Origin of the sequence: Streptomyces sp. BK340, from assembly GCF_007827595.1 — a bacterium.
Classification (GTDB): domain Bacteria; phylum Actinomycetota; class Actinomycetes; order Streptomycetales; family Streptomycetaceae; genus Streptomyces.
This window is the reverse complement of sequence record NZ_VISR01000003.1, coordinates 198,815-220,541: the sequence shown is the minus strand read 5'-3', so window position 1 is coordinate 220,541 and position 21,727 is coordinate 198,815. Positions and strand designations below refer to the sequence as shown.

General features: G+C 71.5%; 18 protein-coding genes. 12 read left to right on the top strand and 6 right to left on the bottom strand.

The genetic code is table 11. The annotated features are described in order from the left end of the window. Positions 1–71 precede the first annotated feature (71 nt). Together FB157_RS07415 and FB157_RS07410 are read left to right on the top strand one after the other, a co-directional pair. Entirely contained in the window at positions 72–1,403 is a 1,332-nt protein-coding gene (locus tag FB157_RS07415) for a wax ester/triacylglycerol synthase family O-acyltransferase (protein WP_145877209.1), read from the top strand. 313 nt (positions 1,404–1,716) lie between these two features. Further along, positions 1,717–3,210, top strand: a complete 1,494-nt coding sequence (locus tag FB157_RS07410) for an SDR family NAD(P)-dependent oxidoreductase (protein ID WP_145877207.1) — start codon at positions 1,717–1,719, stop codon at positions 3,208–3,210. A gap of 162 nt (positions 3,211–3,372) precedes the next feature. Here the strand turns inward: FB157_RS07410 and FB157_RS07405 are convergent, their stop codons facing one another. Together FB157_RS07405 and FB157_RS07400 are read right to left on the bottom strand one after the other, a co-directional pair. Further along, positions 3,373–4,173 (bottom strand): SDR family oxidoreductase, encoded by an 801-nt coding sequence (locus FB157_RS07405; protein WP_145877205.1) that lies wholly within the window; start codon positions 4,171–4,173, stop codon positions 3,373–3,375. A gap of 153 nt (positions 4,174–4,326) precedes the next feature. Beyond that, positions 4,327–4,725 carry a hypothetical protein gene (locus tag FB157_RS07400; RefSeq protein WP_145877203.1) on the bottom strand — a complete coding sequence of 133 codons (399 nt, stop codon included), beginning with the start codon at positions 4,723–4,725 and terminating at the stop codon, positions 4,327–4,329. A 407-nt stretch (positions 4,726–5,132) separates the two neighbouring features. Between FB157_RS07400 and FB157_RS07395 the strand changes: the two genes are divergently transcribed. Genes FB157_RS07395 through FB157_RS07385 form a run of 3 tightly spaced genes read left to right on the top strand, consistent with a single transcriptional unit; the run spans position 5,133 to position 6,367 of the window. Then, positions 5,133–5,306 (top strand): hypothetical protein, encoded by a 174-nt coding sequence (locus FB157_RS07395; RefSeq protein ID WP_107407368.1) that lies wholly within the window; start codon positions 5,133–5,135, stop codon positions 5,304–5,306. Positions 5,307–5,363: 57 nt separating this feature from the next. After that, positions 5,364–5,861 carry a GNAT family N-acetyltransferase gene (locus tag FB157_RS07390; RefSeq protein ID WP_145877202.1) on the top strand — a complete coding sequence of 166 codons (498 nt, stop codon included), beginning with the start codon at positions 5,364–5,366 and terminating at the stop codon, positions 5,859–5,861. A 5-nt stretch (positions 5,862–5,866) separates the two neighbouring features. Beyond that, positions 5,867–6,367 carry a hypothetical protein gene (locus FB157_RS07385; RefSeq protein ID WP_145877200.1) on the top strand — a complete coding sequence of 167 codons (501 nt, stop codon included), beginning with the start codon at positions 5,867–5,869 and terminating at the stop codon, positions 6,365–6,367. A 106-nt stretch (positions 6,368–6,473) separates the two neighbouring features. On the opposite strand, the gene FB157_RS07380 is transcribed toward FB157_RS07385, so the two are convergent. Next, positions 6,474–7,826 carry an amidase gene (locus FB157_RS07380; protein ID WP_145877198.1) on the bottom strand — a complete coding sequence of 451 codons (1,353 nt, stop codon included), beginning with the start codon at positions 7,824–7,826 and terminating at the stop codon, positions 6,474–6,476. A gap of 259 nt (positions 7,827–8,085) precedes the next feature. Further along, entirely contained in the window at positions 8,086–8,520 is a 435-nt protein-coding gene (locus FB157_RS07375) for an Lrp/AsnC family transcriptional regulator (RefSeq protein WP_145877196.1), read from the bottom strand. A gap of 97 nt (positions 8,521–8,617) precedes the next feature. Between FB157_RS07375 and FB157_RS07370 the strand changes: the two genes are divergently transcribed. After that, positions 8,618–9,541, top strand: a complete 924-nt coding sequence (locus FB157_RS07370; RefSeq protein WP_145877194.1) for an SMP-30/gluconolactonase/LRE family protein — start codon at positions 8,618–8,620, stop codon at positions 9,539–9,541. A gap of 12 nt (positions 9,542–9,553) precedes the next feature. On the opposite strand, the gene FB157_RS07365 is transcribed toward FB157_RS07370, so the two are convergent. Both FB157_RS07365 and FB157_RS07360 read right to left on the bottom strand, forming a co-directional pair. Then, entirely contained in the window at positions 9,554–10,612 is a 1,059-nt protein-coding gene (locus FB157_RS07365; protein ID WP_145877192.1) for a M12 family metallopeptidase, read from the bottom strand. Between the two features lie 243 nt (positions 10,613–10,855). Beyond that, positions 10,856–11,902 (bottom strand): LacI family DNA-binding transcriptional regulator, encoded by a 1,047-nt coding sequence (locus FB157_RS07360; RefSeq protein WP_145877191.1) that lies wholly within the window; start codon positions 11,900–11,902, stop codon positions 10,856–10,858. A gap of 265 nt (positions 11,903–12,167) precedes the next feature. On the opposite strand from FB157_RS07360, the gene FB157_RS07355 reads away from it, so the two are divergent. The 6 genes from FB157_RS07355 (at position 12,168) to FB157_RS07330 (ending at position 21,690) form a co-directional block, all read left to right on the top strand. Then, entirely contained in the window at positions 12,168–13,457 is a 1,290-nt protein-coding gene (locus FB157_RS07355; RefSeq protein ID WP_145877189.1) for an ABC transporter substrate-binding protein, read from the top strand. 6 nt (positions 13,458–13,463) lie between these two features. Next, on the top strand, positions 13,464–14,360 hold the full coding sequence (locus FB157_RS07350; RefSeq protein WP_145877187.1) for a carbohydrate ABC transporter permease: 897 nt from the start codon (positions 13,464–13,466) through the stop codon (positions 14,358–14,360). Further along, on the top strand, positions 14,357–15,262 hold the full coding sequence (locus FB157_RS07345; protein ID WP_145877185.1) for a carbohydrate ABC transporter permease: 906 nt from the start codon (positions 14,357–14,359) through the stop codon (positions 15,260–15,262). The genes FB157_RS07350 and FB157_RS07345 overlap by 4 nt, the downstream gene beginning before the upstream one ends. 63 nt (positions 15,263–15,325) lie before the next feature. Then, complete coding sequence (locus FB157_RS07340; RefSeq protein ID WP_145877183.1) at positions 15,326–16,582, top strand: glycosyl hydrolase; 1,257 nt, start codon at positions 15,326–15,328, stop codon at positions 16,580–16,582. After that, the gene (locus tag FB157_RS07335) at positions 16,579–18,639 is read left to right on the top strand and encodes an endo-beta-N-acetylglucosaminidase (RefSeq protein ID WP_145877181.1); all 2,061 of its coding nucleotides are present in this window, start codon (positions 16,579–16,581) and stop codon (positions 18,637–18,639) included. Before FB157_RS07340 ends, FB157_RS07335 begins: the two co-directional genes overlap by 4 nt. A 30-nt stretch (positions 18,640–18,669) precedes the next feature. After that, a complete protein-coding gene (locus tag FB157_RS07330; RefSeq protein WP_145877179.1) occupies positions 18,670–21,690 on the top strand; it encodes a glycoside hydrolase family 38 C-terminal domain-containing protein in 3,021 nt (1,006 codons plus the stop codon). Positions 21,691–21,727 lie beyond the last annotated feature (37 nt).

The following is a 21,727-nucleotide window of genomic DNA, read 5'->3' as shown; positions in this document are numbered from 1 at the left end:
TACTTGACCGTAATCGGGGGTCGGGGATTGACTGCATATATCCAACCGTCGACGACGTGCGAGGCCAGCCCGTGACTTCCGACCTGCTCGCTCCCCTCGACCTGGCGTTCTGGAACATGGAGTCCGAACGGCACCCGATGCACCTCGGCGCACTCGGCGTGTTCACCGCGCACTCGCCCACCGCCGGAGCCCACGCCGCCGACCTGCTCGCCGCGCGCGCCGCCGCCGTGCCCGGTCTGCGCATGCGCATCCGGGACATCTGGCAGCCCCTCGCCTTCGGCGGCGCCGCCCGGGAGACCGACCCGGACTTCGACCCGCTCAACCACGTACGGCTGCACGCCCCGACCGCCGACTTCCAGCAGGCCGCGGGACGGCTGATGGAACGCCCGCTGGAGCGCGGCCGGCCACCGTGGGAGGCGCACGTCCTGCCCGGCGAGGACGGTGTGTCCTTCGCCGTGCTGTTCAAGTTCCACCACGCCCTCGCCGACGGACTGCGCGCGCTCAAGCTCGCCGCAGGCGTCCTGGACCCGGTCGACCTGCCCGAGCGCGGGCCCCGGGCCATCGAGCCGCCGCGCGGCCTGCTCTCCGACGTGCGCCGGCTGCCCGGACGAGTCCCCGAGCTGGTCAGGGGCACGCTGTCCGACGTGGGCCGGGCCCTCGACATCGGCGCCTCCCTGGCCCGCTCCACCTTCGGGATGCGCCCCTCGTCCGCGCTGACCTCCGCCCCCAGCGGCACCCGCCGCACGGCCGGGGTCGTCCTGGACATCGACGACGTCCACCGGGTCCGCAAGAGCGCCGGCGGCACCGTCAACGACGTGCTCATCGCCGTCGTCGCCGGGGCACTGCGCCGCTGGCTGGACGAACGCGGCGACGGCAGCGCGGGTGTCGCCCCCCGCGCCCTCATCCCCGTCTCCCGGCGCCGCCCGCGCGCCGCCCACCCACAGGGCAACCGGCTCTCCGGGTACCTGATACGGCTCCCGGTGGACGACCCCGATCCGCTCCGTCGGCTCGACACCGTGCGCACGGCGATGGTCCGCAACAAGGACGCGGGCCCGAACCGGGGCGCCGGGGCCGTCGCCCTGCTCGCCGACCACGTGCCCGCGCTCGGTCACCGGCTCGGCGGGCCGCTCGTCGGCCAGGCCGCGCGCCTCTGGTTCGACATCCTCGTCACGAGCGTGCCGCTGCCCGGCCTCGGGCTGAAGCTCGGCGGGCACCAGCTCGCCGAGGTCTACCCCTTCGCCCCGCTCGCCCCGGGCCAGTCCCTGGCGGTCGCGATCTCCACGTATCGCGGGCGCGTGCACTACGGGCTCGTCGCCGATGCGCGGGCCGTGCCGGACCTCGACGTGTTCGCGCGGGCGGTGTCGGACGAGGTGGAGATGTTGCTGTCCGTCTGCGAGGCCTGAGCACGGCACCCGGCCTCGGGCCGGGTCCGGATTCCCGCCCGCACCATCCATGCGGCTCTCGCCGCCGGGTGGTGCGGGCGGCCCCGCAGGGCGGATGCGTCGTCGGGCGGGTGACCGGTTGGGCCGGTGGGGCAGCTGTGGCTGATGAGGCCGTTGAGGCCGATTGAGGCTGTTGCGGTACGCCCATCGGCCTCGGTGGAGCCCGGAGTGTGGGAGCGGTTTGGTGGGTTGGCCCTGTGCTCCGTAAAATTCCCCGTTCGAAAGCGGGCGCGAGTCGGAGCGCTGCGCGGGTGATCAGGGAAGCGGCAGCGCGATGACGGTGACAGAGGACGGCTCGACGACCACGGACGAGGTCGTGTACGGCCCCGGCATCGACCCCGAGCGCCTGGCTGTCTGCCTCAGCGTGCTCGAGGAGCTCGACAAGCTGGAGGTCGACCACCCCGACGCCATCACGGTGCGCCGGGCCACGGCCGGCATCTACCGCACGGTCAAGCAGCGCCGCCGCCAGGACCGCCGGGCCGCCAAGACCGCGCACGACAAGGCGGTCACCGAGGCCACCGCGACCGGCTCCGCCCAGCGCATCGACGACGAGACCGAGGGCATCCTGCCGTCGTCGGTCACCGAGGCCGGGAAGATCGCCGGGATACTCCAGCGCCCGCGCTCCTGCTACACCTGCAAGACGCGGTACGTGGAAGTCGACTACTTCTACCACCAGCTCTGTCCGGACTGTGCGAGTCTGAACCGGGCCAGGCGCGACGCCCGCGCCGACCTGACCGGCAAGCGTGCCGTGCTCACCGGCGGCCGCGCCAAGATCGGCATGTACATCGCGCTGCGCCTGCTGCGCGACGGCGCGCACACGACCATCACCACACGCTTCCCCAAGGACGCCATCCGCCGGTTCAAGGCGATGGAGGACTCCGCGGACTGGATGCACCGGCTGGAGGTCGTCGGCATCGACCTGCGCGACCCGGCGCAGGCCGTGGCCCTGGCCGAGCGGGTCGCCGAGGCGGGTCCGCTCGACATCCTGATCAACAACGCGACGCAGACCGTGCGCCGGCTGCCCACCGCGTACGCCGCCCTGGTCGAGGGCGAGAGCGCGCCGCTGCCCGCCGGTGAGCTTCCCGCCCACCACGTCATCGGCGCCTTCAACTCCGGCGCCGTGGACGGGATCGCCGCGCTGCCCGTGGGCACCAGCGGCCTGGACGCGCAGAAGGTCGCCGACCTCGCGCTCGTCGCCGGCAACGCCAGCGTCGCCCGGCACCTCGACGGCACCGCCATCGACGCGGGCGGTCTCGTCCCCGACGTCGTCGAGACCAACACCTGGGTGCAGACCATCGACCAGATCTCCCCGGTCGAGCTGCTGGAGACCCAGCTGTGCAACTACACGTCGCCGTTCATCCTGATCAGCGCCCTGCGCTCGGCGATGGCGGACGCCGCGAAGAAGGCCGCCAGCGGCCGTGCCTACGTCGTCAACGTCTCGGCGATGGAAGGCGTCTTCGGCCGCGGCTACAAGGGCGCCGGGCACCCGAACACCAACGCCGCGAAGGCCGCCATGAACATGGTCACGCGAACCAGCGCCCAGGAGATGTTCGACACCGACGGCATCCTCATGACCTCGGTCGACACCGGCTGGATCACCGACGAGCGTCCCCACTACGACAAGCTGCGCCTGGCGGAGGCCGGCTTCCACGCGCCGCTCGACCTGGTGGACGGTGCGGCCCGTGTCTACGACCCCGTCGTGCGCGGCGAGCAGGGCGAGGACGTGTACGGCGTCTTCCTGAAGGACTACGTGCCCGGCAAGTGGTGAACCGGCGGCGGAGAGCCGGTGGCCCGACGGGCCGCCGGTGATCCGGCCTCCAGGAGTCGTGCCGGGGTGCCCGGGGCGCAGGCGACGCGTTCTTCGTGGTTGAACTCCTCTTGCAGACCCCAGTGGGACTGCGGCCCTTCGGGGGCCGGCTCGCGTCGCCGGCTAGATCTCGGGCACCCGGCGCAGACGTTCGTGCACGGCGTACGCCCCTGGCCCGGAAGCGGCCCGCACTCGCGTCCCGCCGTCCACCAGCAGATCGGCGCCGGTGATCCATTCGGCCGCGTCCGAGACCAGCCACACCACGGCCCGTGCCGCATCCTCCGGCTCCCCGATCCGGCCGAGCGGCAGCCCCGCGGCCGCCTCCGCCTCGTCCGGCTCCCACACGAACCGCGCCATCTCGGTGCGGACGAGCCCGGGGGAGACCGAGTTGACCCGCACCCGGGGCGCCAGTTCGCCCGCGAGCTGCCGGGTGAGATGCAGCAGGGCCGCCTTGGTGGTGCCGTAGGCGCCGATGTGCGGCCCCACATGCCCGGCACCTTCCGTGCACACGTTGACGACGGTTCCGCCGTGCTCCCGCATCCACCCCCGCCAGGCGCACTGCACCAGCCGCAGCGGCGCCTCGACGTTGACCGCGAACGCCTCCCGCCAGGCCTCGGCGCCGGCCTCCATCAGCGGCCCGTACGGCCGGTTGGTCGCCGCGTTGTTGACGAGGACGTCCAGCCGCCCGAACTCGCGCAGCACGAGATCCGCCAGCTCCTCGGGATGCCCCGCATCGGCCACGCTCCCGGCCAGCCCGATCCCGCCCAGCTCGGCGGCCGTACGCCGCACCTCGCCCGCGTCCCGCGCGGTCACGCAGACCAGCGCTCCGGCCGCGGCGAGAGCCCCTGCGACGGCACGCCCGATCCCACGCGTCCCTCCGGTGACGACAGCCGCCCTGCCCCTGAGCCCGTACGACGAGGTCATCGCCGTACCGTCTCATGACGGCCCGTCAGAAACCAGGGGCGCGCGCCCGAAGAGGCGCGGGGCTGTGTCGATGTGCGGCTCCGCCGCTCGGGCGCGACAGCCACGACGATGCAGCAGACAACCACGGCCCATCGTGGCCCCGCGGCGGAGCGCTTACGCGCCGAGTCGTGAGTGCCGGGCCGCGACCAGCTCCAGTACGGTGCGCCAGTCCTCCAGCACCCCGGCGTCGAAGCCCGCGGTGCGGCCCTCCTCGGCGGCCAGGCGCAGCCGCAGCAGATCGTCGTCGGCGGGGCCGGTGGGGTGGGGGTACCCGCGCACCAGCCGGAACACCCGCTCGCCGAGCAGCGGGCGGACCGCGGTGGCCGCGCTGTGGGGCCGCCCGGCCTCGTCGCCCGGGCTCAGCACCGGTCCGATGCCGTGGACCAGCCCCGCCACCTGGAGCTCCTTGTCGGCGGGGCGGCTGCGGCGCAGCAGCGCGGCGGTTCGCAGCGCGTGCTGGTGCCGGCCGGCGTACAGCAGATCCATCAGCTCCTCGACGCTGCGCAGCTCCATGCGTCAGTCCTTCCGGGAGACGGCCGTTGCCCTCCGCCAGCAGATCATGGCGAGCTTGCGACCCGGCCAACGGCACTTGAACTGCGCCGCATGTACGCCGAGTGGGTGAATCAAACCGTCGGGTGGGTGATGCGCAATGTGACAAATAGCGTCATATTGAGGGTCATTGGTGGGCAATCGACTTCCGATAGTTACACCTTGTTTGCACTCCCTATCGAGCGGACCTCCGCTCATTTGGTTAATCTGGAGGGCATGGACAGCAGTACGGGGTCCCACCCACACCCCTCGTCCGAACCGGCGCCACCGCGTCCGACCGGATTTCCATCCAGACCCGAGCGGGCGACTGGCACCGGAGCGCAAGCTGTCCGGTATGCCCCGAGGGTGACCCGACACATAAGGAGTGCGCGGTGACACCGGAGAAGACGAATCGCGACGAACGCCCCAAGGAACGCACGGAGCGCGGCCGCCGGCGGCCCGGAGAACTGGGCAGCCTCGACGTGTGGGCCCGCTCCGCTCCGATCCGCCTCGCGGGTTACGAGGACGACCTCGCCGAACCCCACATCCTGCCCAGCGTCGACTGACCCGCCGGGCCGGTTCGCCGCGATCGCCGCGCGCATGGGCGTGGCAGACTCACGCCCATGCTGATCAGAGAAGCCGCGGCCGGGGACTGGCCGCACATCTGGCCTTTCTGGCACCGGATCGTCGCCGCCGCCGAGACCTACGCCTGGGACCCCGGCACCTCCGAGCAGGAGGCGCGTGCCCTGTGGATGGGCCCGGCCAAGCGTGTCTACGTGGCCGAGGACCCCGCCGGCACCGTGGTCGGCTCGGGCTACCTCACCCCGAACTACGGCGGCCCCGCCGCGGGCGTCGCCAACGCGGGCTTCATGGTCGACCCCGACCGCACCGGCCAGGGCATCGGCCGAGCCCTCGCCGAGCACATCCTGACCGAGGCGAAGGCCCACGGCTACCACGCGATGGTCTTCAACGCCGTGGTGGAGACGAACCCCGCGGTCGGCCTGTGGCAGTCGCTCGGCTTCACCGTCCTCGCCACGGTCCCGAAGGCGTTCGACCATCCCCGCCGGGGCAGGGTAGGGCTGCACATCATGTACAAGGCGCTCGACCGGCCGGGGGAGTGATCCTCATGCCGGACAGGTACAGCGCCGCCGGCATCAAGATCGTCGAGTTCGACGAGCACGCACGGCGGAACCCTGCGATGTCCTTCGGCGTCTCCCGTGATCACCCCGGCCTGGCCACCCGGGTCCTGTGCCGCGTCCTGGCGGCAGGGCTCCATCCGGCGGCCCGCCTCGCCCCGGACCACACCCCGCGGATCACGGCCGAGATCCATGGTGACCTGGCCTTCTCCGTCACGGACGACGTGCCGGACGCCCTGGAGGGGGCGCGGACCGGCCAGCCTCGGGTACTTCGGGGCGCTGCTCGGTCCGGAGCGCCGGGTCGGCGCCGCCGCAGCGGCGCTCGGCACGCGGACCGTCGTCGAGGTGCGGCGGGACGGCCACGGCATCCGTCAGGAGCTCGCGGGGATCCGCCCGGCGGAGGAACCCAGGAGTTCCGAGCCGCCCGCAGCGGCGGGTACGAGCGTCTCCTGCACGCTCGACCCCGCGTACTTCGCCCCCCGGTGCGGTGATCACCGCCGATGTCGGCGGCCTCGACCTGCACGGCCCGTACTGCGACGAGCAGCCCGGGCCGGGCGGTGTCACCCCGCGGGACCGGCGTGACGGGCGTGAGGTTCGCTACGCCTGAGCTGCCAGGGGTGCCGTCCGCTGCCACGGGTGCAGGCTCTCCAGCTGTGCCGCCAGATCCAGGAGGGTTTCCTCCGTGCCCGGGCGGCCCACGAGCTGGACGGCGCAGGGGGCGCCGGAGGGGAGGGTGCCGAGGGGGATCGACATCGCGGGCCAGCCCGTCAGGTTCCAGGGCGGCGTGAAGGGGGAGTAGGCGGAGTTGGCCGCGATGTTGCGCAGCCAGCCGCGCTTGTGCCAGGGGGCGGCCTTGGGGGAGCGGCGGGCCAGGGCCGGGGTGAGCAGCACGTCGTGTTCGGTGAAGAAGGGGGTCAGCCGGGCGCGGAGGCGTTCGCGCTGGTCGCCGGTGCGCACCGAGGCGAGGAAACGGCGGCCCACGGCCGCGTGCACCTGGGTGCGCCGGGCCAGCCGAGCCGGGTCGAGCCCCGCCGCGTCCACCGCCGTACCCGCCGTCCAGTGCTGGAGCGAGGTGATGGCGAGGGAGAGCGGGTAGGGCGGCTCGGCCCGCCGGACCCGGTGCCCGGCCTTGGCCAGTACCCCGGCCGCCTGCCGGACCGCGGTCGTATACGGCTTGCTCACGCTCACGCCGGCGAACGGGCTGCGCAGGGCGACGGCGATCCTGAGCGGCGTCCGCTCCTCATGCCGGACGAACTCGGCGTCCGCGAGGACCGACAGCATCAGCCGCACATCCTCGACCGTCGTGGCCAGCGGACCGTTCTCCGACATCCCGAACCAGTCGCCGTTGCCGATCCCGGCCGGCACCACCCCGTGCCCCGGCTTCAGTGTGACCAGCCCGCAGTTGGCGGCCGGGATGCGCAGCGAGCCCATCCCGTCGTTGCCGAGCGCGATCGGCACCAGGCCCGCCGCCACCGCGGCCGCGCTGCCCCCGGACGACCCGCCCGCGCTGCGGGAGGTGTCCCAGGGATTGCGGGCGATGCCGAACACGCCCTCCGTGGTGCCGAAGACGCACAGTTCGGGCACGTTCGTCAGGCCCACGACCACCGCACCTGCCGCCCGCAGCCGGGCCACCGTCACATGGTCCTCGGCGGCCGGGGTGTCCGGGGTCGCGGCCGAGCCGTCGCGGTGGGACTCGCCGCGTACCGCCAGGTTGTCCTTCACCGCCACCGGCACACCGGCGAGCGGCAGTTCGGCCAGATCGGCACGGGACGCCACCGCGTCCGCCTCCGCGAGCGCGGCCTCGGCGCGGACCTTCCGGAAGGCCCCGATCCGGCCGTCGAGCCGCTCGATTCGCGCGAGGTGCTCCGCCACCACCTCCCGTGGCGTGACCTCCTTCGCGCGTACGGCGGCGGCGATCTCGGCGGCGGTCCGGCCGGCCCAGCTGCTCACGGGCACTCCTCGGCTACTCGTCGGTATCAATCAGCGCGCGCCGATCGATGAGCGTGCGTAGATCAATCAGGGTGCGTACGGAGAACTGTGCACGGTCGGGGGCCGCTCGTCGAGGGGGTGAAGTCCGCCATCGGAGTGGTGATCCGATCAATGGGTCAAGTCGCATCGCCCGTAGGCCCGTTGGCGTGCCTGCCACCCCGGCACGAGAACCGTGTCCGGCCGAGGAGGCCGTGCGCGGCGTCCTCGGTATCTTCTCGCGTCACGGGGTGACAGGGCGCTCGAAGAAGGTCTCCAGCACCACGGTGGCCTGCGTGCCGCTGACCCCCTCGATGGCGTAGATGCGGCGCAGCACGTCCTGGAGTTGCTGTGTGGTGGAGGTTCTGACCTTGACCAGGACCGAGGAGCTTCCGGCGATCACATGAGCCTCCTCCATCTCCGGAATGGCGGCGAACCGGTCGCCGGAGTCGCCCACCCAGCGGGTCGAGTCCACCATGACGAAGGCGAGCACGTTACGTCCGATCGCCGCGGGATCGACCTCGGCCGCCGTCCGGCGGATGACCCCTCGCTCCCGGAGCTTGCGCACGCGTTCGTGGGTGGCCCCCGCGGACAGTCCGACCGTCTCACCCAGTGCCGCGTACGGCCTGGTGGCGTCCTCCTGGAGGAGGACGAGCAACTGCCGATCGACGTCGTCCACGGTATCTCCTTCGGTGAAGAACTTGATCTGCCGAACCTCATTCTGCATAGTGCTGATACTGCAGATCAACATTCGAAGCGATAGTGAGGTTGACGGCATGCCCGGCGAGCGCCCGCAGTTGTACGAGACCCTCGATGACCGGTTCCGCACGGGCAGGTGCCAGGCGGGCGACTCGAAGCTGGAGACCCTCTACGAGGGCTGCCGCTGGGCCGAGGGTCCCGTCTACGTCCCGGCCGGTCGGTACCTGGTCTGGAGCGACATCCCCAACGACCGACTGCTGCGCTGGGACGAGACGACCGGCAGGGTCGGCGTCTTCCGCTCGCCCGCCGGCCACCCCAACGGCAACACCCTGGACACCGAGGGCCGCCTGATCACCTGCGAGCAGGGCAACCGCCGCGTCACCCGCACCGAACACGACGGCTCGGTCACCGTGATCGCCGACCGCTTTGAGGGCAGGAGGCTCAACAGCCCGAACGACGCCGCCGTGCGCTCCGACGGCTCGGTCTGGTTCTCCGACCCCGACTTCGGCATCACCAGCGACTACGAGGGCCACCGCGCCGAGAGCGAGATCGGTGCCTGCAACGTGTACCGCGTGGACCCGGGCACCGGCGAGGTGCGGCTGGTCGCCGACGGCTTCCGCGGCCCCAACGGCCTCGTCTTCTCGCCTGACGAGCGCCGGCTGTACGTGTCGGACAGCAGGGCCAACCACATCCGCGTCTTCGACGTCCAGGACGACGGCACCCTCACCGGGGGCGAGGTCTTCGCGGAGTGCCGGATCGGCAACTTCGACAACATCCGCTTCGACGACGGGGGCCGGCTCTGGGCCGCTGCCATGGAGGGCGGTGTGCACTGCTACGACCCGGACGGCACGCTTCTCGGCCGCCTGCTGGTCCCCGACGTCGTCGCCAACATCCGCTTCGGCGGCGCCAAGCGGAACCGCCTGTTCATCGCCGCCGACACGGCCCTCTACTCCCTCGTCATGTCGGTCACCGGCACGCCACCGCTGCCGACCGTTCTCTGAGGGAGCCGCAGCTCACCAGTACATGAGCGCGATCGAGCCGCTGCCCCAGGTGGAGTACAGACGGGCCCGGGCCACATAGGCGTGGTCCTTGACGAGTTTCACCGCGAGGCGTCCGTTGCGGTCCTGCCCGCTGTCGTCGTCGGCGGCGACGTACTTGAGTTCGCCGTCGACGCGCTCGAACAGGGCCAGGACGACATCGCTGTTGCCGAACGTGCCGATCTCGTAGTTCCGGGTCTCCGGCGGCACGATCTCGAAGTCGGCCTGTTCGCCGGTGGTGAGCTGCAGCGGGGTCGACTGGAACGCCTCGAGCCGGGCCGGCTGGGCGACGAGCGGCGGGTACCACTGCAGGACGCGCTCCTTGTCCACCGCGGACAGGCTCAGTGTCTCCGGGATGCCGTTGCGGTAGGCCTCCGGGCTCACGATCAGTCCGGGCCCGAAGCTGTACTCCATGATGGAGTGGACATCCCAGTCGGACCCCGTGACCTCGTCCTTCGACAGCTTGCGCAGGATGTTCTCGAACGTGACCTCGTGGGGCCAGTTGTTGGGCGGTCCACCGAGGTCCTCGTAGACCTTCGCCTCGTTCCACACGATGCCCGCGAACGGGTTCTGGTGCTCGTGGGCGAAGCCGACCGCGTGCGCGGTCTCGTGCAGCGCGGTGGCCCTGCCGTAGGGGGTGGTCAGGTCCCAGCCGAAGGTCATGGTGGCTTCGTTCGTGCCGATGAGCAGATTGTCCCGGCCGACGTACGACGCGGAGCCGTCGCGCTCCCGGAACGCGATACGGATCTCGGACTCGCTGGGATCGGCGACTTCCTTGAAGTCCAGCCCGATCCCGAGGCTCTTCCAGGTCTGGAAGGCGCGCCGGACCTCCTCCAGCTGCTCCGGACCTCCGATGTCACCGCCCTGGTCGAGGAAGGCGTAGTGCAGGACCGTGCCGTTGACCCACTTGGCGCGGACCAGCAGGATGGCCCTCGATCGGCCCGGGCTGAGGTCCGGGCGCAACACGGGCTGGGTCTGGGGCGGTTGGGCGCAGTAGCGGGGCGTGGTCGTCCCGCTCGCGGACGGTGCGTTCATGACGGCTCCCCTTCACGTGCGTGTCTGTCACCGCGAGGGCGACCACGCACCGAGCCGTCGGCCGGAGGCCGGGCGGAGTAGGAGGTCGGCGGCAGGATTCCGATCGCCACCACGGTGCTGCGGTTCCTGGCGAAACGCCCGGCCCGGATATCTCCAGCATCTTTCCGAACGCGGAGTTCCGCAAGTGTCGAATGGTTAGATACCGTAGGAAACCGGGCTGTTGAACGGTTAAGCACTGTCTTCTCATGTCGACCGTGCGCTCCCCGTGCTGCCCCGCCCCGTGAGCCGCGGCACCGGCACTCCCACCGCCCGTGCCGCCTCCCCGTCCAGCAGCGCCATCAGCTCGCGTGCCGCCGTGCGACCGAACTCGGCGCTGTCCCGGGACAGGGCGGACAGCCGGGGCGTGACCATGCGGCACAGCGCCGAGTCCTCCCAGGACACGACCGACACGTCCTGCGGGACACGGAAACCGAGGTCGGCGGCCGCCGCGAGACCGGCCACGGCCATCACGTCGTTGTCGTAGATCAGCGCGGTCGGGGGAGGGGAGCCGCCGAGCACCCGGCGGGTCACGGCGGCGCCCTCCGTGTCGGAGTAGTCGGTGGTCACCGAGCGGACCTCGGTGAGGCCGCGGCGCCCCGCCTCCGCGCGCAGCGTGGCGATACGGCGCTGGGTGTGCGCCAGGGTGGGCAGGCCCGCGATGTGGACGATCCGCCGGTGGCCGAGCACCGCCAGCTCGTCGACCACCGACGCCATCGCGCCGACGTCGTCCGCCCACACCGTGGACAGCCCGGGGTGGCGCACGTCGGGTGCGCCGCCGATCACCACGGCGGGCAGGCCCAGTTCGTCCAGCAGGTCGGGGCGAGGGTCCTCGGCGCGCGGGTCGACCACCAGGACGCCGTCCACCCGGTGCTCCGCCCACCAGCGCCGGTAGACCGCGCACTCGTCGGCCACGTCCTGGGCCACCTGGAAGAGCAGGCCCAGATGGCGCTCGGCGAGCACTTCCTGGATGCCGGAGACGAGCTGGAGGAAGAAGGAGTCCACGCCCAGGGTGTCCGCCGGGCGGGCCAGGACGAAGCCGACCGTGGCCGCCCCCTCGCCGGAGAGGGCGCGGGCCGCCGTGCTGGGACGCCAGCCGAGCTGCTCGGCGACCCGGCGGACCCGGGCGCGGGTGGTCTCGGAGACACCGGGGCGGCCGTTGAGGGCGAAGGAGACCGCGCTCTCGGAGACTCCGGCGCGGCGCGCGATGTCCTTCATCGTCGGTCGGCGCGCGGGCGATCGTTTCTCCGGCAACGCTGGGCCCTCCATTCCGTGCGGCCGGTACCGGACAACTGCTAATGCGCTTGAGCGCACTTACCCTAAAGCGCATTAGCGATCGGCGGCAATAGGACCAACGCGTCGCTGTGAGCAGGGCTTTTGAGCCACTAATGACTTTAGCTGGGTCGAATCCATTGACTCTTCACGGAATCGCTGGGCACAGTCTGGCCCGGCACCTTCTGCCTCATCCCCTGCATCCACTGCTTCCCGCCGCATCCCACTGCAAAGGAGCCCAGCCGCCGTGCGCATCTCCCGCAGAACCTTCGCCGCCGCTGCCGTCGCCCTAGTCCTGCCGCTCAGTGCCTGCGGCTCGGGCGGGGACGACGGAGGCTCGACCGACGCCTCGGGCAGGGTCGAGGGCGACATCACCTTCCAGACCTGGAACCTGCGCGCCAACTTCAAGCCGTACTTCGACGGCCTCATCGCGGACTTCGAGAAGAAGTACCCCGGCACCCACGTGAAGTGGATCGACCAGCCCGCCGAGGGTTACGCCGACAAGATCAGCGCCGACGCGGCCGGCGGCACCCTGCCCGACGTCGTCAACGTCTCCCCGGACCTGGTCGCCCCGCTCGCCGAGGCGGGCCTCGCCCTCGACCTCGACAAGGCCGCGGGCGAGTACAGGTCCGAATACCTGGACGGAGCCTGGGCCAGCCACCGGGTCCCCGGCCTGAACGGCACGTACGCCTTCCCGTGGTACCTGAACACCGGCCCGCTCTTCTACAACAAGTCCCTGTTCGAGAAGGCCGGACTCGACCCCAGCGCCCCGCCGAAGACCTACGGCGAACTCTTCGCCGACGCGCTGCAGATGGCGAGGAAGAGCGACGGCAGGGTCGCCACCCTCGCCAACGTGCCCACCGTCGAGGACTTCGGCAGGTACGGCGTACGGCTGATGAACAAGGAGGGGACCGGGTTCGCCTTCAACGACACCAAGGGAGTCGAACTCCTCACCAAGTACAAGGAGTTGTACGACGCCAAGGCCCTCGACCCGCAGGCCCTGACCGCCACTCCGGAGTCCTCCGGCAAGAAGTTCCTCACCGAGGCCGTCGCCATGAACCCCGGCAGCGCGCTCGACCTCGGCAACTTCAAGAAGCAGGCGCCGAACCTGTACAAGAACATCGGGATCACCGACCAGATCACCAGCACCGGGCACGTCAACATGTACGTGATGGGCGTGATGGTCAACTCCCGCACCAAGCGCACCCCCGCCGCGGTCGCCTTCGCGCACTTCGTCACCGACGCGCGGAACCAGATGTCCTTCGCCAAGAAGGTCGCCATCTTCCCGAGCACCGCGGGCTCCCTCGACGACCCGTACTTCACCGAGGAGGACGGCACCGACGAGACGCGCGTCCGCATCGCAGCGGCCAAGTCCCTGAAGAGCGCGGTCAATTACACACCGGTGCTGTTCAGCGAGCAGATGAAGACCGCGCTGCGCAACGAGGTCGCCAAGGCCCTGCAGGGCAAGGAGAGCCCCAAGTCAGCTCTTGACAACGCTGTCAAGGCCTGCGACCAGCTCCTGAAGCAGCAGGGCTGAACCGGTATGGCCACTCCCACCGCGCCGTCCCGGGTGCGGCGGCAGCTTCCCACCAGCCCCTGGCTGTTCGCCGCCCCGGGACTGCTCATCACGGGTGCCTTCGTGCTGTACCCGTTCGTGTCCACCGTGGTGAACTCCTTCACCGACCGCCGCACCCTGATCCCGGGCCGCTTCGTCGGACTCGCCAACTTCCGCGAGCTGCTCCACGACGACATGTTCTGGACCGGCCTGCGCAACAGCACGCTGTACGTCGTCGGGGTCGTACCGGCCCTGGTGATCCTGCCGCTGCTGCTCGCGCTGCTGGTGCAGAAGAACATCCCCGGCATCACCTTCTTCCGGTCCGCCTTCTACACCCCGGTCGTCGCCTCCATCGTGGTCGTCGGGCTGATCTGGGTGTGGCTGCTGGACGAACGCGGCCTGGTCAACTCCCTGCTGGAGACGGTGGGTATCGGGCGGGTCGGCTTCCTCAGCGACCAGTGGCTGCTCCTGCTGAGTGCCATGGCCGTGACGGTGTGGAAGGGCCTCGGCTACTACATGATCATCTATCTGGCCGCGCTGGCGAACGTACCGCGCGAGCTGCACGAGGCCGCCGCCGTGGACGGCGCCGGACCGGTCCGCCGCTTCCTCACGGTCACCGTGCCCGCCGTGCGCTCCACCATGGTGCTGGTCGCCGCGCTCTCCTCGGTCGCCGCGTTCAAGGTGTTCTCCGAGGTGTACCTGATGGCAGGTCCGAGCGGCGGCCCGGCCGGCGAGGACACCACCCTCGTCATGCTCGTCCAGCGCACCGGCACCGGCCTGACCGGCCGCGTCGGCTACGCCTCCGCCCTCTCCGTCGTCGTGTTCGTCGTCACCGTCGCCCTGATGCTGCTCGTCCTGCGCGCCGACCGGAGGGAGGAGACATGAGCGTCCTGGAGAAGGCGCGGCCCGGCCAGGAGCCCGCCGTCGTCCGCGAGCCGCGCGTCACCGACGAGCACGGCCGCCGCATCCGGGTGGGGGAACTGGTCCTGCGCTACGCGCTGCTGCTCGCCGTGCTGGCGCTCACCGTCGGCCCGTTCCTGTGGCAGCTGTCCACGTCCCTCAAGGGCCCCACCGAGGACATCTTCAGCTCGCCGCCGAAGTTCCTGCCCGGCCGTCCCACCCTGCACAACTACGAGCGGGTCTCCCGCACCATCCCCGTGTGGGACTACGCCCTGAACTCGCTGAAGGTCGCGAGCGCGAGCGTGGTGACCAACTGCGTGGGCTCGGCACTCGCCGGGTACGCCCTGGCCCGGCTGCGCTACCGCGGCCGGGGCGTGGCCACCCTGGTCTTCGTGCTGGCGATGCTCGTGCCCGTGGAGGGCATCATCATCGCCCAGTTCACGACCATGCGGGAACTCGGCCTGAACAACACGCTCATCGGGGTCGTGCTGCCCGGCTCCGTCGGCGCGATGAACGTGCTGCTGATGCGCAACGCCTTCCGCAACCTGCCGTACGAGATCGAGGAGGCCGCCTACGTCGACGGCGCCGACGTCTGGCAGCGGTTCTGGCGCATCGCGCTGCCGTCGGTGAAGGGCACTCTCGCCGTCGTCGCGATCTTCGCCTTCATGGGCGCCTGGGACGACTTCCTGTGGCCGCTGATCGTGCTCAGCGACCCCGACAAGTTCACCCTGACCATCGGCCTCAACTATCTGCACGGCACCTTCGCCAACGACGAGCGCCTGGTCGCCGCCGGCACCGTCATCGCCGTGGCCCCGCTCATCGCCCTGTTCGCCTGCCTCCAGCGGTACTTCTTCCGCGGGGTCGGCGAGGGCGCCGTCAAGGGCTGAGCGCCGTACCCGGCCGAGTCCCGCATCCCTGCCGAGTCCCGTACCCCCGCAAGGACACATCGCATGCCTCCTGCCGTGCGCTTCGGCGTCAACTACACGCCCAGCGAAGGGTGGTTCCACCACTGGCTCGACTTCGACCTCGACTCCGTACGCGCCGACCTCGACGCGATCGCCGCCCTCGGCCTGGACCACATCCGCGTCTTCCCGCTGTGGCCCTACTTCCAGCCGAACCGCACCCTGATCCGCCCGCGCGCCGTGGAGGACCTGGTACGACTGGCCGACGCGGCAGGCGAACGTGGCCTCGACGTCAACGTGGACGGCCTGCAGGGGCACTTGAGCAGCTTCGACTTCCTGCCCGCCTGGACCCGGACCTGGCACCGGCGCAATCTCTTCACCGATCCGGACGTCGTCGACGGCCAGGCCGCCTACCTGCGCACCCTCGCCGCCGCGCTCGCCGACCGGCCCCACTTCCTCGGCATGACCATCGGCAACGAGGTCAACCAGTTCGCCGCCGGACCCCACCCCGACCCCGACCGGATCACGGCCGAGGACGCCGAGCGCTGGCTCACCCGGCTGCTCGCCGCATGCGCCGAGGGCGCCCCGGACCGGCCGCACCTGCACGCCTCGTACGACGCCGCCTGGTACCAGGACGACCAGCCCTTCACCCCCGGCCACTCGGCCCGCCTCGGCGCCGTCACCGCGGTGCACTCCTGGGTGTTCAACGGCACCGTCCAGCGCCACGGGCGTACCTCCGTACCGGCCGAGCACCACGCGGCCTACCTGGTCGAGCTGAGCAAGGCCTGGGCCCGGGAACCGCACCGGCCCGTGTGGCTCCAGGAGGTCGGCGCACCGGCGCCCCTCGTCCCCGCCGAACACGCGGCCGCCTTCACCGAGGCGACCGTGGCGAACGTCCTGGACTGCCCCGACCTGTGGGGCGTCACCTGGTGGTGCTCCTACGACGTCTCCCGCGAACTGGCCGACTTCCCCGAACTCGAGTACGGGCTCGGGCTGTTCACCGACGACCGGCGGCCCAAGGACACCGCGCGCGTGCTGGCCGAGGCGGCACGTGCCCACCGTGAGCCCCCCGCCGTGCGCGCCACCGCCCTCGTCGTGCCCGCCGACCCGGCCCACCGCTCCCGCTGCGCCCCGGGCGGGCCCGTCTTCGACGCCTTCTTCCGGCTCGTCGCCGACGGCGCCCGCCCCACCACCGTCCTCGACACCCGCGCGGACGACAAGGAGCACCTCGCCGCCCGCGGCATCACCGAAGTCGTCAGTCCCGACCAGGTACTCCCCATCCCACAAGGAGGAACTTGCTCGTGAACCCCACCAGACGCACCGTCCTCGTCGCAGGGGCCGCCGCGGCCCTGCTGCCCACGCCCGCCCTCGCGGTCCCGCGTCCCAGGGCGGCGGCCGGCCCGCCGTACGCCTCGTACTGGTACCCGGACTCCCTTCCCTCCGGCAGCCCCGGCGCGGGTATCACCTGGCGCAGTCTGAAGGCCTGGCGCGCCGCCGACGATCCCGATCTCGCCTTCAACGCCGCGTCCGTGCCGCTCGCCGCCCGGTTCACCCCGACCCCGGTGAACACCACCGCCCGCTCGGGACAGGCCCGCATCCAGTCCCTGGTCTCCTTCGGGCCGACCTCTTCCAACCCTTCGCAGGGTTCGGCCACCGCCGACTACTACGCCCTCACCCACTGGGCCTACCTCGACGAGCTGGTGTTCTGGGGCGGCTCGGCGGGCGAGGGGCTGATCCTGGCGCCGAACGCGCCGATCGTGGACGCGGCCCACCGGCACGGCGTGCCCGTCCTCGGCAACATCTTCCTGCCGCCCACCGCCTACGGCGGTCAGCTCCAGTGGACCCGCGACCTCGTCCAGAAGGACGCCTCCGGACACTACCCGCTCGCCGCCCAGCTCGTCGCGGTGGCCGCCGCCCACGGCTTCGACGGCTGGTTCGTGAACGCCGAGACCGGCGGCGGGAACACCGCGCTCGGCACCGCCATGCTCGGGTTCGTGAAGGAGCTGAAGGCGCTCGCGGCGGCCGAGGGACAGCGGGTCACCTGGTACGACGCGATGACCGTGAATGGGACGGTCAGTTGGCAGGGCGCGCTGAACAGCCAGAACCAGGCCTTCTTCCAGGCCGCCGACGACATGTTCGTCGACTTCCGGTGGAGTGCGGCGACCCTGGCCTCCTCGGGGACCAAGGCGGACCGACTGGGCCGTAGCCGCTACGAGTTGTGGGCGGGCCTCGACGTCGAGTCGAACGGGTCGGACTCGTCGGTGAACTGGGACGCCGTCGTGCCCACCGGGAAGGCGCACATCACCTCGATCGGCTTCTACCGGCCCGAGTGGACCCGCAACCACCTGCCCGCCGGGCAGCGCGCCCCGGGGGACTTCCACGCGGCCGACGACCGGTTCTGGACCGGGCGGTCGCTCGATCCGACGCGGCCGGACGGGACGGATCCGTGGCGGGCACCCGCGGTGTCGGTGGCGGACCGGTCGACGGTGTCGTCGGTGCCGTTCGCGAGCGTGTTCAACACCGGGCACGGGCTGCGGTGGTACGAGGAGGGGACCGTCACCTCCGACGCGCCGTGGAACCACCTCGGGCTGCAGGACCGGCTGCCGTCGCGGCGGTGGGCCGTGCGGACCGCGGGGCGGCGGCCGGCGGTGTCCTTCGACTTCGCGGACGCGTGGCGGGGCGGGAGCAGCGTGCTGGTCGCCGGTGAACCGGATCGACCGGTCGTGGTGGACCTCTACGTGACCCGGTTGGCGGTCGGTGCCGGCACGGTTGTCGAGCTGACGCACCGGACCGACGCCGGCACCGTGAACGTCGAGCTGGCCGTCGCCACCGCCGAACCGAGCGGCGCCGGTGCGACACCGCCGTACACCTATCTGCCTGTGAACTCGGTCGACACCGAGGGAGGGGCAGCTGTGAACTCGGTCAACACCTGGCGGACGTCGACCGTACGGCTCTCCGGGCCGACCGGCACGATCCACGCCCTCGGCGTCCGCCTCACCGCACCCGACGGCGGCGCCGTGCGCTGGCGACTGGGCGGCCTGGCCGTACACGACACCGCCCCGGTCCCGGCCGCCCCCGCCGATCTGCGGATCACCGCGGCGTCCGGAGGCGACCTCCGCTTCGCCTGGAGCGCCGCGCCCGCCCCCGTCGACGAAGTGATCGCGTCAGCCACACGCCACTACGAACTCCACCGCGTCCTGCCCGACGGCACCCGCCGCTTCCTCGGCGGCACCTGCCAGCGCGCCTACTTCGTCGCGGGCCTGCAACCCGCACCGGGAGAGACGGCCGCACGATTCGAACTGCGCTCGGTGGGGGAGCTGTACAACGCCTCGACTCCCGTGACCGTCACCCACACCTGGTAAGCACCCGGAACCCAGCAGGGAGCACCCCGCATGCATGACGACCGCAACCTGGTCGAAGCCCGCCTCCGGCGCGTCCTCGACGAACGCATCCGTCCCGCCGTGTACCCCGAGTCCGTGCCGCTGCGGGTCGCGGTCTGGCACGCGCCGGGAGAGCCCGTGCCGGTCGCGGAGGGACTGGCGGCCGAGCCCGAGCCGATCGAGGTGGGCGCCCGGTGGGGTGCTCCCTGGGGGACCAGCTGGTTCCGGGTGACCGGGACCGTGCCCGAGGCCTGGGCCGGCCGGACCGTCGAGGCCCTGCTCGACCTCGGCTTCGACGAGAACATGCCCGGGTTCCAGTGCGAGGGCCTGGTCTACCGGCCCGACGGCACCCCGGTGAAGGGCCTCAACCCGCGCAACCAGTGGGTGCGCATCGGCGCGCCCGTCGAAGGCGGGGAGGAGGTGCGCCTGCACATCGAGGCCGCCTCCAACCCGGTCATCCTCGACTACCACCCCTTCCGGCCCACCCTGCTCGGCGACAAGGACACCGCCGGGCACGATCCGCAGTACACGCTCACCCGTATGGACCTCGCCGTCCTCGACGAGACCGTCTGGCAGCTGGTGCTGGACCTCGAGGTGCTGGGCGAGCTGATGGCCGAGCTGCCGGTGGACTCCGCCCGCCGCTGGGACGTCCTGCGCGCCGTGGACCGGGCCCTGGACGCCGTCGACCTGCAGGACGTGGGCGGCACGGCGGCCGCGGCCCGGGCCCGGCTCGCCGAGGTGCTGGCCGCCCCCGCCGTGCCGTCCGCGCACCGGATCAGCGCGGTCGGACACGCGCACATCGACTCGGCCTGGCTGTGGCCGCTGCGCGAGACCGTGCGCAAGGTGGCCCGTACGACGTCCAACATGACCGCGCTGATCGAGGACGAGCCGGAGTTCGTCTTCGCCATGTCGCAGGCACAGCAGTGGGCGTGGGTGAAGGAGCACCGGCCCGAGGTGTGGGCGCGGGTGAAGAAGGCCGTGGCGGAGGGGCGGTTCGTACCGGCCGGCGGGATGTGGGTGGAGTCGGACACCAACATGCCCGGCTCGGAGGCGATGGCCCGTCAGTTCGTGCACGGCAAACGGTTCTTCCTCGACGAGTTCGGCATCGAGAACGAGGAGGCCTGGCTGCCCGACACCTTCGGCTTCGCCGCCGGGCTCCCGCAGATCATCAGGGCGGCCGGCTCCAAGTGGCTGCTCACCCAGAAGATCTCCTGGTCGCAGACGAACAAGTTCCCGCACCACACCTTCCAGTGGGAGGGCATCGACGGGACCCGGATCTTCACCCACTTCCCGCCCGTCGACACCTACAACTGCTCGATGAGGGGCAGCGAGATCGCCCACGCGGCACGGAACTTCAAGGACAAGGGCAGGGCCCGGCACTCGCTCGCGCCCAGCGGCTGGGGCGACGGGGGCGGCGGCACGACCCGCGAGATGATCGCCAAGGCGGCGCGGCTGCGCGACCTCGAAGGTTCCGCGACCGTCGTCTGGGAGACACCCAGGGCGTTCTTCGAGAAGGCCGAGGCCGAATATCCCGAACCCCCGGTCTGGGTCGGCGAGCTGTACCTCGAACTGCACCGCGCCACCCTCACCAGCCAGGCCAGGACGAAGCAGGGCAACCGGCGCAGCGAGCACCTCCTGCACGAGGCCGAACTCTGGGCCGCCACGGCAGCCGTACGCAGTGGATTTCCCTACCCCTACGCGGAGTTGGACCGGATCTGGAAGACGGTCCTGCTGCACCAGTTCCACGACATCCTGCCCGGCTCGTCCATCGCCTGGGTGCACCGTGAGGCCCGGGCGACGTACGAGCGGGTCGCCACGGAGCTGAACGGCATCATCGAGGCGGCCCAGCGGGCACTCGCGGGCGAGGGGGAGACGCCCCTGCTGTTCAACGCGGCTCCGCACCCCGGTGCCGGGGTCCCGGCCGGGGGCGCGGCGACACCGCGGACGGACGGCGCGACCACGCTCGCACCGCGCCCGGAGGGCGGCCACGTCCTGGACAACGGCCTGCTGCGGATCGAGATCGACGCCCAGGGCCTTGTCGTCTCCGTGTACGACATCGAGGCCGGCCGCGAGACCGTCGCCCCCGGCGCCACCGCGAACCTCCTCCAGCTCCACCCCGACTTCCCGAACATGTGGGACGCGTGGGACGTGGACGAGTTCTACCGGAACACGGTCACGAACCTCACGGACGCCGACTCCGTCACGGCAGGCGAGGACGGCGAATCCGTGCGGATCGTCCGCTCCTTCGGCGCCTCCCGCGTCACCCAGGCGCTCACGCTGCCGCCGGGGGAGCGGCGCCTGGTGCTGGACACCGAGGTCGACTGGCACGAGACGGAGAAGTTCCTGAAGCTGGCGTTCCCGTTCGACCTGCACGCCGAACGGTACGCGTCGGAGACGCAGTTCGGGCACTTCCACCGCCCCACCCACACCAACACCTCATGGGAAGCGGCCAAGTTCGAGGCCTGCAACCACCGCTTCGTCCACCTCGCCGAACCGGACTGGGGCGTCGCCGTCGTCAACGACTCGACGTACGGCCACGACGTGACCCGGACGGTCCGCGCGGACGGCGACCGCGGTACGACCACCACGGTGCGGGTCTCCCTCCTGCGCGCCCCGCGCTTCCCCGACCCCGAGACCGACCAGGGCTTCCACCGCTTCCGGCACGCCCTGGTCCCCGGCGCCCGCATCGCCGACGCGGTCCGCGAGGGCTGGCGGATCAACCTGCCCGAGCGGCGCACGACCGGTGCAGGTGAGGTCGCCCCGCTGGTCACCGTGGACAACGAGGCGGTCGTCGTCACTGCCGTGAAGCTGGCCGACGACGGCACCGGCGACGTGGTGATCCGCTTCCACGAGGCCCATGGAGCCCGAGCCCGGGCAACCCTGACCGCCGCCTTCCCGTTCACCGGCCTCACCGTGACGGACCTGTTGGAACGACCGGGCGGGGAGGGCGAGCCGCCGGCCCGGGACGGTGACCGGATCACCGTACGGCTGCGGCCGTTCCAGCTGATGACCTTGCGGCTGCGGCGGGCCTGAGCCGCGGCGGGCGGCCGACGCCCGGGCCGGATCCCCG